The sequence below is a fragment of the Paenibacillus sp. NPDC093718 genome (assembly GCF_050279985.1).
Lineage (GTDB): Bacteria > Bacillota > Bacilli > Paenibacillales > Paenibacillaceae > Paenibacillus_AQ.
Genome location: NZ_JBNNUS010000001.1, coordinates 201,558 through 217,021, shown reverse-complemented (window position 1 = coordinate 217,021; position 15,464 = coordinate 201,558). Strand labels below are relative to the sequence as shown.

15 protein-coding genes are annotated in these 15,464 nt (G+C 52.0%); 13 read left to right on the top strand and 2 right to left on the bottom strand.

The genetic code is table 11. The features are described from left to right. The first annotated feature begins 175 nt into the window (after window positions 1–175). From ACQKPA_RS01055 to ACQKPA_RS01045, 3 genes are all read left to right on the top strand, one after another. Complete coding sequence (locus ACQKPA_RS01055) at window positions 176–718, top strand: N-acetyltransferase family protein (protein WP_427488675.1); 543 nt, start codon at window positions 176–178, stop codon at window positions 716–718. Between the two features lie 81 nt (window positions 719–799). Then, window positions 800–1,885 carry a redoxin domain-containing protein gene (locus ACQKPA_RS01050; protein WP_427488673.1) on the top strand — a complete coding sequence of 362 codons (1,086 nt, stop codon included), beginning with the start codon at window positions 800–802 and terminating at the stop codon, window positions 1,883–1,885. A 101-nt stretch (window positions 1,886–1,986) separates the two neighbouring features. Next, a complete protein-coding gene (locus tag ACQKPA_RS01045) occupies window positions 1,987–2,310 on the top strand; it encodes a hypothetical protein (RefSeq protein ID WP_427488671.1) in 324 nt (107 codons plus the stop codon). A 203-nt stretch (window positions 2,311–2,513) separates the two neighbouring features. Here the strand turns inward: ACQKPA_RS01045 and ACQKPA_RS01040 are convergent, their stop codons facing one another. Then, window positions 2,514–3,407 (bottom strand): hypothetical protein, encoded by an 894-nt coding sequence (locus ACQKPA_RS01040; protein WP_427488669.1) that lies wholly within the window; start codon window positions 3,405–3,407, stop codon window positions 2,514–2,516. Window positions 3,408–3,765: 358 nt separating this feature from the next. Here ACQKPA_RS01040 and ACQKPA_RS01035 point away from each other — a divergent pair, with 358 nt between their 5' ends. From ACQKPA_RS01035 to ACQKPA_RS00990, 10 genes are all read left to right on the top strand, one after another. Continuing rightward, a complete protein-coding gene (locus ACQKPA_RS01035; RefSeq protein WP_427488667.1) occupies window positions 3,766–4,617 on the top strand; it encodes a WXG100 family type VII secretion target in 852 nt (283 codons plus the stop codon). Window positions 4,618–4,634: 17 nt separating this feature from the next. Next, on the top strand, window positions 4,635–4,835 hold the full coding sequence (locus ACQKPA_RS01030; protein ID WP_071220301.1) for a hypothetical protein: 201 nt from the start codon (window positions 4,635–4,637) through the stop codon (window positions 4,833–4,835). A gap of 5 nt (window positions 4,836–4,840) precedes the next feature. Next, complete coding sequence (locus ACQKPA_RS01025) at window positions 4,841–5,161, top strand: DUF4176 domain-containing protein (protein ID WP_427488664.1); 321 nt, start codon at window positions 4,841–4,843, stop codon at window positions 5,159–5,161. Window positions 5,162–5,365: 204 nt separating this feature from the next. Then, window positions 5,366–7,435, top strand: a complete 2,070-nt coding sequence (locus ACQKPA_RS01020; protein WP_427488662.1) for a bifunctional aldolase/short-chain dehydrogenase — start codon at window positions 5,366–5,368, stop codon at window positions 7,433–7,435. 103 nt (window positions 7,436–7,538) lie between these two features. After that, the gene (rhaA, locus tag ACQKPA_RS01015; protein WP_427488660.1) at window positions 7,539–8,804 is read left to right on the top strand and encodes an L-rhamnose isomerase; all 1,266 of its coding nucleotides are present in this window, start codon (window positions 7,539–7,541) and stop codon (window positions 8,802–8,804) included. A gap of 70 nt (window positions 8,805–8,874) precedes the next feature. Beyond that, complete coding sequence (locus ACQKPA_RS01010) at window positions 8,875–10,344, top strand: rhamnulokinase (protein WP_427488658.1); 1,470 nt, start codon at window positions 8,875–8,877, stop codon at window positions 10,342–10,344. Between the two features lie 30 nt (window positions 10,345–10,374). After that, window positions 10,375–11,151: a DeoR/GlpR family DNA-binding transcription regulator gene (locus tag ACQKPA_RS01005; protein WP_071220495.1), complete on the top strand. Its 777-nt coding sequence runs from the start codon at window positions 10,375–10,377 to the stop codon at window positions 11,149–11,151. A gap of 105 nt (window positions 11,152–11,256) precedes the next feature. After that, on the top strand, window positions 11,257–11,994 hold the full coding sequence (locus ACQKPA_RS01000) for a (Fe-S)-binding protein (protein WP_427490211.1): 738 nt from the start codon (window positions 11,257–11,259) through the stop codon (window positions 11,992–11,994). Then, on the top strand, window positions 11,981–13,501 hold the full coding sequence (locus ACQKPA_RS00995) for a LutB/LldF family L-lactate oxidation iron-sulfur protein (protein WP_427488656.1): 1,521 nt from the start codon (window positions 11,981–11,983) through the stop codon (window positions 13,499–13,501). Before ACQKPA_RS01000 ends, ACQKPA_RS00995 begins: the two co-directional genes overlap by 14 nt. Further along, window positions 13,494–14,234 carry a LutC/YkgG family protein gene (locus ACQKPA_RS00990; protein ID WP_427488654.1) on the top strand — a complete coding sequence of 247 codons (741 nt, stop codon included), beginning with the start codon at window positions 13,494–13,496 and terminating at the stop codon, window positions 14,232–14,234. The genes ACQKPA_RS00995 and ACQKPA_RS00990 overlap by 8 nt, the downstream gene beginning before the upstream one ends. Before the next feature lie 187 nt (window positions 14,235–14,421). Here ACQKPA_RS00990 and ACQKPA_RS00985 read toward each other — a convergent pair whose 3' ends face one another. Continuing rightward, window positions 14,422–15,276, bottom strand: coding sequence for an SDR family oxidoreductase (locus ACQKPA_RS00985; protein ID WP_427488652.1), 855 nt, complete (start codon window positions 15,274–15,276; stop codon window positions 14,422–14,424). Window positions 15,277–15,464 lie beyond the last annotated feature (188 nt).

Genomic DNA, 15,464 nt, shown 5'->3' with positions numbered 1-15,464 from the left:
GATGCGCTCCTTCCAATGCCAGCTGTTTTCGAGATAGCGATATCCCGATATATTTATGCCGGGAATGGGCATTGCGTCATCGGGGATGAAGCGTTCACGAAGAAAAAAGAGGATCGCGGATCATGTCCGCGAATACATAGGGATTAAGATATGGGCAGGAGGAAGAGGAAGTTTCATGCAGATTAGACACGCAAATGAACAGGATGCAGCAGGCATCGCTAGTGTCCATGTGAACAGCTGGAAAACGACGTATAAGGGGATCGTGGATGATAGCTTTTTAGAAAATTTGTCTGCTGCGGATCGGATTGAAGGCTGGCGCCGGAAGCTTGCCAATATGCCGGAGGACGAACAACTTCTGGTCATTGCCGATGAAGATGGCAAGGTTTACGGGTTCATGTCTTACGGCACGGAGCGAGAGCAGAAGATTTCTGATGAAGGAGAACTCTACGCGATCTATCTCCTGGAAGAGATTCAAGGGAAGGGCTGGGGACGGGAGCTATTTGCGAGGCTGAAGGAGTTTCTGCAAAAGAGAGGGTATCGTTCTTTACTGGTCTGGGTGCTGGAAGGTAATTCGGCTGAACATTTTTATAAACAGATGGGCGGCCAGGAACTGAGACGAAAAGAGATTGTAATCGGCGGAAAAACACATACGGAAATGGCTCTGCTGTGGAGTCCATTGACCGGATTGGGTCCTTCTCCTAAAAAATGCTTCGCTTGAGTTTACATTAGAGAGGGAATCTACTATGATGGGGATATACCCCGGTGGGTAATGGTTGTGCCGACCTGAGGAGGTTCTCATTTGAGTATAATTCCGATAGGTCCTTTTATGATGAGGGCCGACATCGTGATTTTTCTGATCTGTGCGGCGGCCGGATTTGCTGCGCTTCGAATTCGTTTGCGTCAGATGCCGCAGCGGGAATGGATCCTGGACACTTATTTATCTGTACTTATCATTGGTTTTATTTCATGGAAATTCGGGATGCTGGTGTTCGATCCGATCCGCACCGTTCAGCATCCGACCTCGCTTATTTACATGACCGGCGGAACGAAGGGAATATGGCTTGGGGCCGTTCTAGCCCTGTTCTACGCAGCTCTGCGCTGGAACAAAAAAAGGGAGAATTCAGGCCTGCTGCTGAAGTCCGCACTGTTGTCGGCATTCGCGAGCGGATGGGCCGGGTATGGATTTCAGTGGTTGTGGGCCGACGGGGCCGGTGTAAACTCTTCATTATTCTATATGCTATTATTCGGCATATTGCTGACGATGAGCTGGCTTCAATTCCATTCTCCGCTATCCCGTTTTCTTACCCTGGGATTAGGAAGAAATGGAGCGGTGCTGCTCATCATGGGGGCTCTCTTCGTGTGGGTCATCTATGACTTTGCTTTCACCTCGGCCAGCGAGCGAGGAGCCATCGTATCTCCGAATGTGGAAGGCAATCCGGATACCATTGCTGAAGGGTTGAAGCCCGGGCTTCGCGCACCGGATTTTTCGCTGATGAATCGGGAAGGGCAGGAGGTCAAACTGTCCGATTATCGGGGGCAAACCGTTCTTCTGAACTTCTGGGCCTCCTGGTGCCCGCCTTGCAAGATAGAAATGCCCTATATGCAGGATTTTTACGATAAATATCAGGATGAGAATGTGATCATTCTGGCTGTTAATATGACGCATTTGGAAAATAGCATGAGTGAGGTGCAAACTTTCGTCGAGAAAAATAGCTTAACCTTCCCTGTCCTATACGACCAGAGCGGAGCAAGCACGAGACAATATGAGGTGGTGGCCTATCCGACCACCTACGTCATTAAGCCGGACGGTGTGATATCAGAGCGGTTTCAAGGCGCAATCGACGAAGATTTAATGGTTAGGGCCTACCGTAAGGCTAGTGATTAAGTTAGGTTCAATTGCGGATTTTTGGTGACGTGGACATCTATCTCTGCCGCCTTCTCCCCAGGGGGAATATAATACACAAACGCTGGGGAGGGGGAGATAGAGTGCAGCCAATACCAATTTCGGCAGAAGGATGCAAAGGTTACGTCGGCAAAACCGTTTGCGCTGTCATGCGTGATGGAACGGAAGTCGTGGGGACCATACGCGGTGTAAATGATCGAGGCCTTGAACTCGAATTTGCGAACCCATCCGCATATATATTGTCCGCAAAAGGCAAGAAGGGCAAAAAATCTTCGAAGTCTACTAAAGGCGGTGCGCACACGTCCGCATTTGGACCTTACGGTTACGGCGGATACGGCTGGGGAGCCAATGTGCTTGCTTGGGAAGCCATAGCGCTGTTGTTCCTCATTCCGTTTTTGTTTATTTAAGCGGTCACAGGCTTTAGATTACGGGCGCAGTGTTTTTATAGAAGAGACAGGCGGGGAATTCCCCGGCACTGTCTCTTTTTTTTAGATATCAGAAAGTATAAACTTCGAAGCATGGGCCTTCCTGATATCGCAAGAAAAACATCCTATAAACGCGGTCTGTCTTCTGAGAAAGTTCGTCGATAGACGTTTTTCTTATGCAAGTCTTATACATTACGAGTAGAGTGGGCATTGTGGATGGGTTCAACGGATGAATTCGATTGACTAAGCAGCCATATAACCGGTGTGAATGAGACAAGAAAACAGCTGCCCGCCAGAATCGGAAGCAAGGACCATTCGGCGATGGAGTATCCAAGGAATGTCTGCCATCCGATGGCGATTAATCCGAGCAAATACGCCAAGCCGCTAATATGGATCAGTATTGGTTTAACCGCAGGATTGACGGATTTTCTCATGGACAGCCACGCCACAAAAGGGATCGCTTGCAGAGCATGGAACCCTAGTCCGTGCAGCCAGATGATATTACCGTCGATCCCGGTAAAGCGTCCCGAATTGATGGAGATCCATATGCCGGCTGCAAAAGATACCAGCACCGCGATCATGGCATAACGAATGCCGAGCCCGAGTTCCGGATGGGCTTGCATTACACGCTTGCGGAAGTACTGGGCGCCAAGGATCAGGTAGAATACGATAAGCAGAATCGCAACAGCAGGAAAAATAGCCGAGATGACATGATCAAAGGTCGAACCGTTCTGTACAAACCGGGGATCGACACCGCGGAAATTTTGAACGGTTTCGGCGAAATAGGAGAACAGAACGAGCGGAATATAGCACCAGCGGTAGATCGATTTGCTTCGAGGCCTCATACCGGAAACCGGTAATATGATGGCGGTTGATACGATGAAGATCCCCAGGGCCGCGTTGAAGGAAAACGCTTTGGAGATATCTCCATCAGGCGAGACAGGTCCTCCATTCACCAATACCCATATCCCGCATATTCCGGCTAACAAAAACCCGAGCAGCCCCGTCAGCAAAAGCCAAGTCTCCTGCTTATACAGCTTGATCGCCCGGTTCGTCGCTTCACGTGCAAGTTGATTCATATGAACGACACCCTCTCCGTAATGATGAATTGTTTATAATTTACAGGAGAATGGGGGTGACTTTAACGGGCTGAGGATGTAAGGGGACCCTGTACCCCGGAATGATTTCAAGGCTGGACTAAAGCCGGGGATGAAGCGAGTGTTAATCAGGACGGGAGAGAAACGGAGCCAGTTCTTTTTTACTAGATTAGCCACTAAGAAATGAACCTCTCGCTTGATTGCTCCTTTCCTGTATACCTACTAAAATTGAAAAATGTGGTTATTCACGAGATTGACCGGTTAATAGGTTTATGGAATTGAAATTTGCATTTAGACTGCCTGAAGAGCAGAGGCAAAAAGACAGAAGGGGCGTCCGTTTATGTCCAATCGAATTTTAGTTACACCCGAGCAGTTGGAGCAGGTATCCACGCAATTTGCGCAGTCAGGGCAACTTAGCAGCGATATGGTGGAGCGGCTCCAGCGAAGCATTCATGAAATGGAAGGCCAGTGGCAGGGGATGACCCGTGAGCGGTTTTTCGGGGATTACCAGCAAGCCAGGGCAACCATGATCAAGTTCGTAGAGTGCTTACAATCGATATCCACCGAACTGAAGCAAATTTCCGTCAAATTCCGTTCCACAGATGAGATGGTGAACGGTGCTTCCGCTGGAGGAGCAGTTGCCGGTGCAGGTATTCTGGCTGGTGCAGCCTCCGGAGCCGGAATCGCCACGGCAGCTGCAGCAGGCTCTGCAACCATGGCTTCCGGTGTTTCTGCAAAATCATCAAGTAACCCGCTGGATGCAGCACTTAAAGGAGTAAGTGTGGAAGGCAGCGTAATCAAGCATGAAGAGAATGGGTTATTTGCCAAAGCCATAACAGGCAGCGCAGGGGCCAGCCTTACCGAAGGAGCGCATGCCAGCGGGGCTGTTGTAGAAGCAGGCTATGCCAATGATCATGTCGAAGGATCGGTTAGCCTGGTTAAAGCCGAGGTTGAGGCAGCCGTCAAGGATGGCACGCTCAGTGTCGGGGCTGAAGCTACATTAAACAAGTATGAAGGCGGCGTGAATATTCCGCTTCCATGGACGGATAAGGAGCTGCATATCGGAGGCTCCGCTTCACTCGGCGTACTCGGCGCATCCGCTGAGGTGGGTAAGAGCGGTTTGAAGTTCCACGTGCCGTTAGGACCTGGAGCAAGCCTTGTCGGGCTCGGAGGAGCGATTACGGTAAAATAGAAAGGGGAGCACCGCCGATGAGCGATAAACAAAAACGGTTCAAATACATAATGGTGATCATTGCTGTTGTCGGTGTACTGGGCACCGTGATTCCCAACCTGCTTGACACAAGTTACGCAGCTGCGGAAAAAGCAGTCATTTGCCTATCCTTTCTCATTGGAGTACCGCTCGTTGTGTCGATTGTATATTGGATCGGTAAAAAAATATTGAAGGGTTGATCAACATGGAACAGCATGAGCAAACGGAACAGAAGCTGCTGCCAATCGGATCTGTAGTCAAGTTCAAGGAATGGGACCAGACGCTGATGATCTATGGTCGAATGCAGAACGACTCCAAGACGTTGAAGCGTTGGGATTACGTGGCCTGCTTCTACCCTCACGGGAATCTGACCGCGGATTCCAATATCTTTTTCAACCATAAAGACATTTCGGAAATTGTATTTATGGGTTACGTCAATGAGGAAGAAATTGCGTTTCGTGATGCATTGATCGAAGGAATTGCGAAGGCGGATCAAATGGCAGCCGCAGTCCCGAACAAATCATAGTTTCAACATATAGCAGCTCTGTTCAGAGGCAACTCTGACAGGGCTGCTTTTTTTGTTTGTAACAGATTCACAATGCGTAATCCTAAATAAACACATATAAATCTGTGTTTATTTTTGAAAATATACTATTCAAAGATAAACGGGCGTGATATTATGAGAAACAAGTGAAAGCAAATTCATATGGTCAATCGGAGGGGAAACTTCATGGTTCAAAGCTTATGGGAACAGTCAAAGGCACAGCAGGCACAAAATACATTGGATGAGCTGGTCTACCGTTCGAATTTAATCGGTTCCGACCGGCGTGTATGCAACTGGGGCGGCGGCAATACATCCAGCAAAACAACGATTCAGGATTTTCGCGGCAAAGACATAGAGGTTATGTACGTAAAAGGCAGCGGATCGGATCTGGCTACCATGAAAGCGGGCAATTTCACAGGCTTGCGGATGGAGGACATCCGGCCATTATTCGAAAGGGATTCGATGTCGGATGAAGAGATGGTGGCTTACTTGGGTCACTGCATGGTCGATGCGAAGCACCCGCGCGCATCCATTGAAACGCTGCTGCACGCGTTCTTGCCGTTTCCGCATGTGGACCATACGCATCCGGATGCCATTATCAGCTTATGCTGCGCCCATAATGGCAAAGAATTAGCCCGGGAGATTTTTGGCGACCGATTTGTGTGGGTGCCATACGTTCGCCCTGGATTTACGCTGTCTAAGATGATTGCCGAAGGGGTGTTGGCTAATCCGAAAGCCGAGCTTGTGCTTATGGAGAAGCACGGGCTTGTCACTTGGGGCGATACATCGGAAGCCTGTTACGCACAAACGATTCGTATCATTAGTGAAGCGGAGGCCTTCATCGAAGCACGAGTGAATAACGACAAGCTGTTCGGTGGCCGGAAGTTTGCGCCACTGGCCTCGGAAGTGCGCCGCAGCATTGCCGCCGAAGTGATGCCCGCGGTCCGCGGTGCCGTCAGCGATGTGAAGAAGATGATCCTGTCCTTCGACGATCAAGAGGATGTGCTGGACTTTGTCGGCGGTATCGATTCGCCGAAGCTGTCCCAAGTAGGCGCAGCCTGCCCTGATCATCTGGTTCATACCAAGGTAGTTCCTCTCTTCATCGACTGGACACCTGATGCTGAAGATGTCGAAGGCCTTAAGGCAAAGCTGATCGAAGGCATTGCAGCGTACAAAGAGCAGTATCAAGCTTATTTTGAACGCAACCATCATGAAGGCGACATCATGTTCGAGGCGGCTCCGCGCGTCATTCTTATTCCGGGCATCGGCATGATCAACACGGGCAAGAGCTGGGCGATGTCGCAAGTCAGCGGCGCCCTGTATCATCGGGCGATTGCGGTCATGCGCGGTGCGACGGCCCTGGGCGATTTTGTATCCCTGAGTGAAAATGAATCCTACAACGTGGAGTATTGGCCGCTGGAGCTGTATAAATTGAGTCTCGCACCGGCCGAAGCGGAGTTTTCGCGCCAGATCGCTTTTATCACCGGGGGAGCAGGCGGTATCGGAAGTGCCACGGCCCGCAGGCTGGTAGCTGAAGGCGCGCATGTCGTTTTGGCGGATTTGAACCTGGAAGGCGCGCAGCAGGTAGCCGAGGAGATCAATGCAAAATACGGGGAGAATCGGGCATTTGCTGTTAAAATGGATGTAACCGACGAAGAGGCCGTGAAACGCGCCTATCGAGAAACCTCCATCTCTTATGGCGGTGTTGACATTATCGTCAACAATGCGGGCCTTGCGACATCCAGCCCGTTTGACGAGACATCGCTGAAGGAATGGAACCTGAACATGAACGTGCTGGGCACAGGTTATTTCCTGGTTGCGCGGGAAGCCTTCTCGTTGATGAAGACACAGGGCATTGGCGGAAGCATGGTGTTTGTCGGATCGAAAAATTCGGTCTATGCCGGCAAGAACGTGACTGCATACAGCTCCGCAAAAGCACTGGAGGCTCATCTGGCTCGCTGCATTGCTGCGGAAGGCGGAGAATACGGCATTCGAGTCAACACCATTCTTCCGGATGCCATTCTGCAAGGCTCCGCGATCTGGAATTCGAACTGGAGAAACGAGCGGGCAGCAGCTTACGGGATTGAACCGGATCAGCTTGAAGAGCACTATCGTAAACGCACGACGCTTCTTGTCAACATCTATCCGCAGGATATTGCCGAAGGCATCGCTTACTTTGCATCATCAAGATCTTCGAAGACAACCGGCTGCATGCTGACAATTGACGGCGGAGTGCCTGCTGCGTTTACTCGTTAATGAAGATATGACGCATCTACCGCAAGAAATCAAGATTTCTTATTAAGATGGGAAGCTGGGTCAGAGATGACCTAGCCATCTTCATCATACGGGAGGAAATGGGATGAGGCAGGATGTTGCAAGGAACTTTGAAGAAGCGAAAAAGCTCTATGGGCAGCATGGAATCAACGTGGACGAAATTTTGACGGAACTTGAACGCATCAAAATCTCCATTCACTGCTGGCAAGGAGATGATGTCCGGGGATTCCTGTTCCGCGATCAGGAGCTGTCCGGGGGCATCTCCGTGACCGGGGAATATCCAGGTGCTGCAGGTACGCCGGAACAGCTGCGGGCCGATCTGGAAAAAGCGATGTCGCTCATTCCAGGTTCTCACAAGGTGAACCTCCACGCAATCTACGCGGATACCGACGAGACTGTTGATCTGGATCAGCTGGAGCCGAGGCACTTCCAATCTTGGGTGGATTGGGCCAAAGAGCAAGGAATCGGACTCGATTTTAATCCGACCTGCTTCTCCCACGACAAATCGAAAGATGGGTTTACGCTGAGTCATGCCGATCCGGCAATCCGTCAATTCTGGATTGAGCATTGCAAGGCATCGCGAAGAATCGGGGCTTACTTCGGCGAACAGCTGGGTCATACCTGCGTGACGAATATCTGGGTTCCGGATGGTTACAAGGATATGCCGGTAGACCGAATGGCGCCGAGGCAGCGGCTGAAGGATGCGCTGGATGAGATTTTTGCTGAAGATATTAATCCGCAATGGAACCTCGATGCCGTCGAGAGTAAACTGTTCGGACTGGGCTCTGAGGCTTACGTTGTGGGTTCGCACGAGTTCTACATGGGATACGGCATTCGGAACAACAAGCTGATCTGCCTGGATGCGGGTCACTTCCATCCAACCGAGAGCATTGCCGGCAAACTGTCATCGCTTGCCCTTTTCACCGATGGACTTCTCCTTCATGTCAGCCGGCCGATGCGCTGGGACAGCGATCATGTCGTCATCATGGATGATGAACTGACCGAGATTGGACGCGAGCTGGTGCGCAATAACCTGCTGGATGTTACCCATATTGGACTGGACTTTTTTGATGCCAGCATTAACCGTATCGCCGCGTGGGTTATCGGGACACGAAATACGATAAAGGCGCTGCTGCGTGCCAAGCTGGAGCCTGTCGATCGGCTGAAGCAGGCCGAACTTGAAGGCGATTACACGACCCGCCTGGCGTTAACGGAAGAGTTTAAATCTTATCCGTTTGGAGCGGTGTGGGATTATTACTGCGAACGTATGGGCGTACCTGTTAGAGAAGAGTGGCTGTCCGAAGTGAAACAGTATGAACAGGATGTATTGCTGAAGCGTACGCAAGCATGAGAAGAGACGGAGTATCACCCGGGCTCGTGCCTGAATCGTTGATAATGATCTGACAAGGAGGCTGGGAGCCTTGAGCGTTCTTGCATTTGATTTGGGAGCAAGCAGTGGCAGGGCCATGCTGGGCCAATGGAACGGCCGAACCATCGACGTAACGGAAATTCACCGGTTCCCGAACGATCCGGTTCGAATCGGCGACCGTTTCCAATGGGATATATTGCGGATCTACCACGAGATGAAGCAGGGCTTGCTCCGATTGAAGGGACAGCATAGCCCGCCGACGAGCATCGGTATTGATTCCTGGGCGGTGGATTTCGGACTTCTGGATCGGAGTGGGGAGCTGCTCATGAATCCGTATCATTATCGGGACACGCACACGGATGGCGTGATGGAACAAGTCTTCCGGGAGGTGCCGCCTGCCGAGATCTTTGATCGGACGGGGATTCAGTTCCTCTCATTCAACACGATCTATCAGCTGGCTTCCTTGCAGCGGCAGAAGCCCTACCTGCTTCAAGAAGCCGAGCGTTTTCTTATGATTCCCGATTTGCTGCGCTACTTCTTGACCGGCGAGATGGCGAATGAATTTACGAACGCTACCACAACGCAGCTCTATAACCCGCTTTCGGCGAGCTGGGATGATCATCTCTTGAAATCATTGAATATTCCTCATAAGTTATTTCATCCTGTTGCTCAACCCGGTACGCATGTTGGGGCTCTGAGATCATCCATTACGGAGGAACTGGGGATCCCGCCGATTCCGCTCTATACGGTTGCAGAGCATGATACGGCTTCCGCCGTGGTCGCGGTTCCGGCTCTGGAGCGTTCGTTTGCTTACTTAAGCTGCGGTACCTGGTCGCTGATGGGAACTGAAGTCGATCAGCCTGTCATTCATGAACGGGCCAGAGAGCTGAACTTCACGAATGAGGGAGGAGCCTACGGCACGTACCGACTGCTCAAGAATATCATGGGACTTTGGATTCTGCAGGAATGTCAGCGGACCTGGGGACGAGAAGGGTTAACGTACTCCTATCCCGAATTGGTTAAGATGGCGGATGCGGCGCCTGCATTTGCATGTTTTATTGATCCCAATGATCCCGTATTCCTCCCAGCCGGAGATATGCCGAAGCGGGTAGTGGAATATGCGGCGCGCACAAACCAGAGCGTTCCGCAGGATGTAGGCGCTCTTGTACGCTGCATTATGGAGAGCCTGGCCATGCAATACCGTTATGTGCTGGAGCTGACCGAGGAATTGTCGGGGCAAAAATTTCAGGGCTTGCATATGGTGGGCGGTGGCATTCATAATGAAACATTATGCCAGTGGACTGCGAATGCGATAGGGAAACCCGTATGGGCTGGACCTGCGGAGGGCAGTGCCATCGGCAATATGGTCGTGCAGTGGATCGCACAAGGCGAGCTGTCCGATATATGGGAAGCACGCGCAGTCATTAGAGAGTCCTTCCCGGTCAAGACCTACGAGCCGAAGGAAACTTCCTTATGGGAGGAGGCTTACGGGGTGTTCGGTCAGCGAACCGGGAAGAGATAGAATATACGAACAGTAAGGATGGGCGGTATGATGCTGGTTGCAGAACGATATGAGAAAATAGTACAGTTGGTCAACGAAAGAGGGAGCATCCGAGTCTCCGAGCTGAGTCAGCTCTGCGGTGTAACGGAAGAAACGATTCGCCGCGATCTTGACAGGCTGGAGCAAGCAGGGCGCCTGCGCCGTTCCCATGGCGGAGCGGTTAGCGTGAAGGATCAACCGGAAATTCAGCGGTCGCAGCCGGAAATACCGTATGCTGAGCGGGAAATCATGCATGCGCTGGAGAAGCAGCGGATCGCGGAGGAAGCGGTCAAGCGAATCCATCCGAATGATCGCATCCTGCTGGATGCAAGCTCTACGGCTTGGTACATGGCAAAAATCATACCGGATATTCCGATTACCGTGCTGACAAATTCGATTAAGGTGGCTGCTGAGCTGAGCACCAAGGAGAGGGTTCAGGTGATCTCCACAGGCGGCATTCTGGCTCATCGTTCCCTGTCCTTTGTCGGTCCGCTTGCGGAACGCTCGCTGGATGCTTACTACGTGGATAAAGCCTTTCTATCATGCAAGGGTGTGCATATCGAGCGGGGCCTTAGCGAATCCAATGAGCTTCAGGCGAGAATCAAACATAAAATGATCGGAATGACAGATGAGACCATTCTGCTCGCCGATGCCAGCAAATTCGGCACGCAGGCTTTTGCGCAGGTTGCCGATCTATCCCAAGTGAATCTGATCATTACCGATCGCAGATTGACGGAAGAGGAAGCGGCACCTTATCGAGCTTTGGGCATCAAGATCGAATCTGTATAGAGCAAGCTTCTATAACATATCAACATGGAATCCCCCCGTTCCGGGGGGTTCTTGCTAGAGGCCGATTTTCCGGTCCATATCCTGATGATTAGCGGGGTGAAGATGTTGAAGATTTCATTATTTGTCACTTGTCTCAGCGATGCCTTGTTCCCGCGGGTAGCTGAATCGATGGCAAGATTGCTGGCAAGATACGGCGTGCAGCTGGAATTTCCGGAAATCCAGACTTGCTGCGGCCAACCGGCCTACAACAGTGGTTATTGGGATGATGCTCGCATCAGTGCCAAGACGATACTGGACGCTTTTGACGACAGCGACTTTGTTGTGTCCCCTTCCGGCTCCTGCACGTATATGATTCATCATTATCCGGATTTGTTTAAGGACGATCCCTTATACTTGGATAAAGCGAAAGCGCTTCAATCCAAATGCTATGAGTTTACGCAATTCCTGGTTGACGTGCTGGGCGTGACCGATGTAGGTGCCGTTTATCCGCAAAAGGTAACCTATCATCCATCCTGTCACGGAAGCCGCCTGCTCGGGGTTAAGGAGCAGCCAATGAAACTGCTTAGTCAAGTCAAGGGACTGGAACTTGTTCCCTTGCCATTCGCCGAGGATTGCTGCGGGTTCGGCGGAACGTTTGCCGTGAAAATGGCGGACATTTCGGGGGCGATGGTCACAGAGAAAAGCGATCATGTGCTGGAGACCGAGGCGTCCGTGCTTGTCGGTCTCGATATGGCCTGCCTTATGAATATTGCCGGCAATCTGCGCCACCGGGGCGAGAAGGTTCAGGTCAAGCATTTGGCCGAGCTTTTGTATGAGGGGGTGAGCGTGCATGAGCACAGCTGAATCGAAAGTGCAAACGGTTAAGGAACGAGCAGGTTACGCCCTCAATAATGATTTTCTGCGCAATGCGGTGAAGTTTACGACAGAGCGGCTGCGGCTCGGCAAAAAGCTTGCGTCGGAGGAGCATGGCAACTGGGATGCATGGAGGGAACGGGGACGCCAAATTCGGCTCCATACTATCGCTCACTTGGATTATTATTTGAATGAGTTTGCTGAGCAGGCCAGGGCGAACGGAGCCTATGTCCATTTTGCGGAGACGGCGGAAGAAGCAGTCGCGATCTCCCTTGAGATTGCGGAGCATAAGTCGGCAAAGTCTGTCGTGAAATCAAAATCAATGGTGTCCGAGGAGCTGCATCTGAACAAGGCGCTCGACTCGATCGGAGTGGAGGCCGTCGAAACGGATCTCGGCGAGTATATTATTCAGCTCGCGGATGAAACGCCTTCTCATATCATCATTCCCGCCATCCATAAGAACCGTTACCAGATCGCGGAGCTGTTGTCCGCAGAGGCAGGCGAACCGCTGCCGCCCGATACGGCGATTATGGCAGGTTTTGTCCGCATGAAGCTGCGAGAGAAATTCCTTGAAGCGGACATTGGCATGACGGGGTGTAATTTTGCGATCGCCGAGACGGGCTCGATGGTGTTGTTCGAGAATGAAGGCAATGCACGCATGGTGACAACGGTGCCAAAGACACAAATTACCCTGATGGGCATGGAGCGGATTATTCCGTCATGGGCGGATCTCGAAGTCATGGCTACCTTGCTGCCGCGTTCGGCGACCGGTCAGAAACTGACGGTATACATGTCCGGTATCAGTGGTCCGAAAAGAGAACTGGATGCCGATGGACCGGACGAAATGCATATTATCATCATTGATAACGGACGTTCTCTCCAGCTCGGCGACCCCGAATTTCAGGAGCTGCTTAACTGCATACGCTGCGGCGCCTGCCTGAATGCCTGTCCCGTATATCGCCATATAGGCGGGCACGCCTATGGGGGCACGTATAGCGGCCCAATCGGTGCCGTATTAACGCCTGCCTTAAACAAGAACGTCGCGGAATGGGACGATATTGCCAACGCATCCAGCCTGTGCGGCGCCTGTTATGAAGCGTGCCCCGTGAAAATTCCGCTGCATGATATGCTGGTATCCCTGCGCCGCCGGAAGATTGAGGCCGGGCGCGGTGACAAGCTGGAAGCGATGGGAATGAAGGGCTTCTCGGCGATCATGGGGAATGCCAAGCGTTATCGCAGCGTGGTATCCCTCGGAAAGTGGGGCCAGAAATTGGTGGTTCGAGGCGGTGAGATTCGAACGCGGATCGGACCTTTGAAGGGGTGGAATTCATACAGGGTAACCCCAAGTCTCCCCAAGCAATCCTTCCGTGATCAATGGCCGGAGATGGAGCAGGATATTCGCGGAACCTCCGGGACAATGGACGCTGAAATCGCAAACCGATTGAAGGAGCGGCTTCAGCAGCAGAAGTTCGGAAAGGGGGAGAAAGCCCATGACTAACGAAACCGATCGCAGCTGGCTGAGCCGTCTTGAAGAACAGTCTCGCAAGAAGCAGGAGCAGTTCATGGATGGAATTGCCGCGAAGCTGGGCAGAAGCCGGGTTCGCACCGCTCCGGAGCATCCTTTCCGCGGTGCCCCCGATTTCTGGAATGAGTTTGAGTGGCCGCTCGAGGAGAGGATTACGCAGTTTACCGCCAACTTTGAAGCGGCAGGAGGCCATGTGGTAAGGCTGAGCCACCGCGAAGAGGTCAGCCGGTTTATTAGGGACAAAGCGATGGAGATGAGTGCGGCTACGATTCTTCGTCAGCAGGAAGACGCGCTGGACCGCCTGGGGCTGGAAGAGAGCTTGCCGGAGGCGCTTGTTCTCTCCTGGAATGAGGCAGCGGACACGGACTGGAGGGCTGTCGCTGCCAGAGCCGATTTTGGTGTCGTCATGGCGGATTATGCTGCGGCTTACACCGGTTCGATTACGGTGAAATCGGCTCCGTATAAAGGACGTTCGGTCAGCCTGCTGCCGACCGTGTTGATAGCAATCATACCAATAGAGCGAATGGTTACCCGACTAGGCGAGATTCTGGTTCAGTTTGATCAGGCCGGACGCGAGCAGCTGCCGGCGGGAATCCATTTCATCTCGGGCCCGAGCCGTTCCGCGGATATCGAGAACGATCTTACGATTGGCGTTCACGGGCCAGGCATTGTGTACGCCCTGCTGGTCGATTGCTATGAGAATTAACGAATAACACAGGTTACAGGATTAGCCCCAAGCAAGAGCAGTTACGACATGCTCATTGGCTTGGGGCTAATTTAAGATAAGGGAATGTATAAGTTTGCAGTAGAACACTGATAATCGATAAGTTTCCTCTGAATGCAGTCTGTCAACTGTGGAAGCACGTCGATAGATGTTTTTCTTAAGTATGCGGTTATTTGCCCCTGCGTGTCAGTTCGGCCAGCCGGTCCCATTGCTCATGGGTCACTTCCGCCAGGTCGTTGAATTGTCCCGCACCCTGCAGCCATTCGCCGCCATCGATGGTGATCACGTCACCATTAATATAACCGGCATAATCGGAGATGAGATACGCGGCGAGATTAGCTAATTCCTCTGCATCCCCTACGCGCTTTAGGGGGATGCGGTCGATCATCTTTTGCTCCAGGTCCGGCGTGGGCGATAATCTTGACCATGCGCCTTCGGTCGGGAATGGACCCGGGGCGATCGCGACTTGACGGATCCCGTAACGGGCCCACTCCACCGCGAGGGAACGCGTCAGCGCAAGCACGCCCGCTTTTGCGGCTGCAGAAGGGACCACATAGCCAGAGCCTGTTGAAGCATATGTTGTGACGATGTTGAGCATCGTTCCGCTTTTGCCCTGCTCAATCCAGCGTTTGCCGACTTCAAGGGTTGCGTAGAAGGTGCCGTGCAGCACGATGTTCAGCACGGCATCTACAGCCCGAGGAGAGAGGCGCTCGGTGGGGCTGATGAAGTTCCCGGCTGCATTGTTGACAAGCACATCAATACCTCCATAATGCTGCTCTGCTGCATCAACAAGAGCCGAAATCTGCGCAGGGTCTCGAACGTCGCAGCTTTTGTACCATACCTCGCAGCCTTGCTGTTTTAATTCTTCAGCGGTCTGCTGTAGAACTTCCTCCCGACGTCCGCATATGGCGAGTTTAGCGCCAAGCTGCGCGAACTTCTCTCCCATGGCCCGACCAAGGCCAGTTGCGCCTCCCGTGATCAATACGACTTTATTTTGAAGCAAATCGTCCGTGAACGGTCCCATCGATGGTTCTCCTTTCAAGCAGATATGGAATAACGAAGCGGATTCTCGTAACGCGTCCTATATTCAGCAGGCTGCATCAACCACTTTTTTAATATCGAAAATGCAACCGCTTACTTCCAGCGTAACATGGTTAACACTTCCAGTCATCACATTCTTGTTTCAGAATGCCCTTGCTTGGTTAGGTTAAT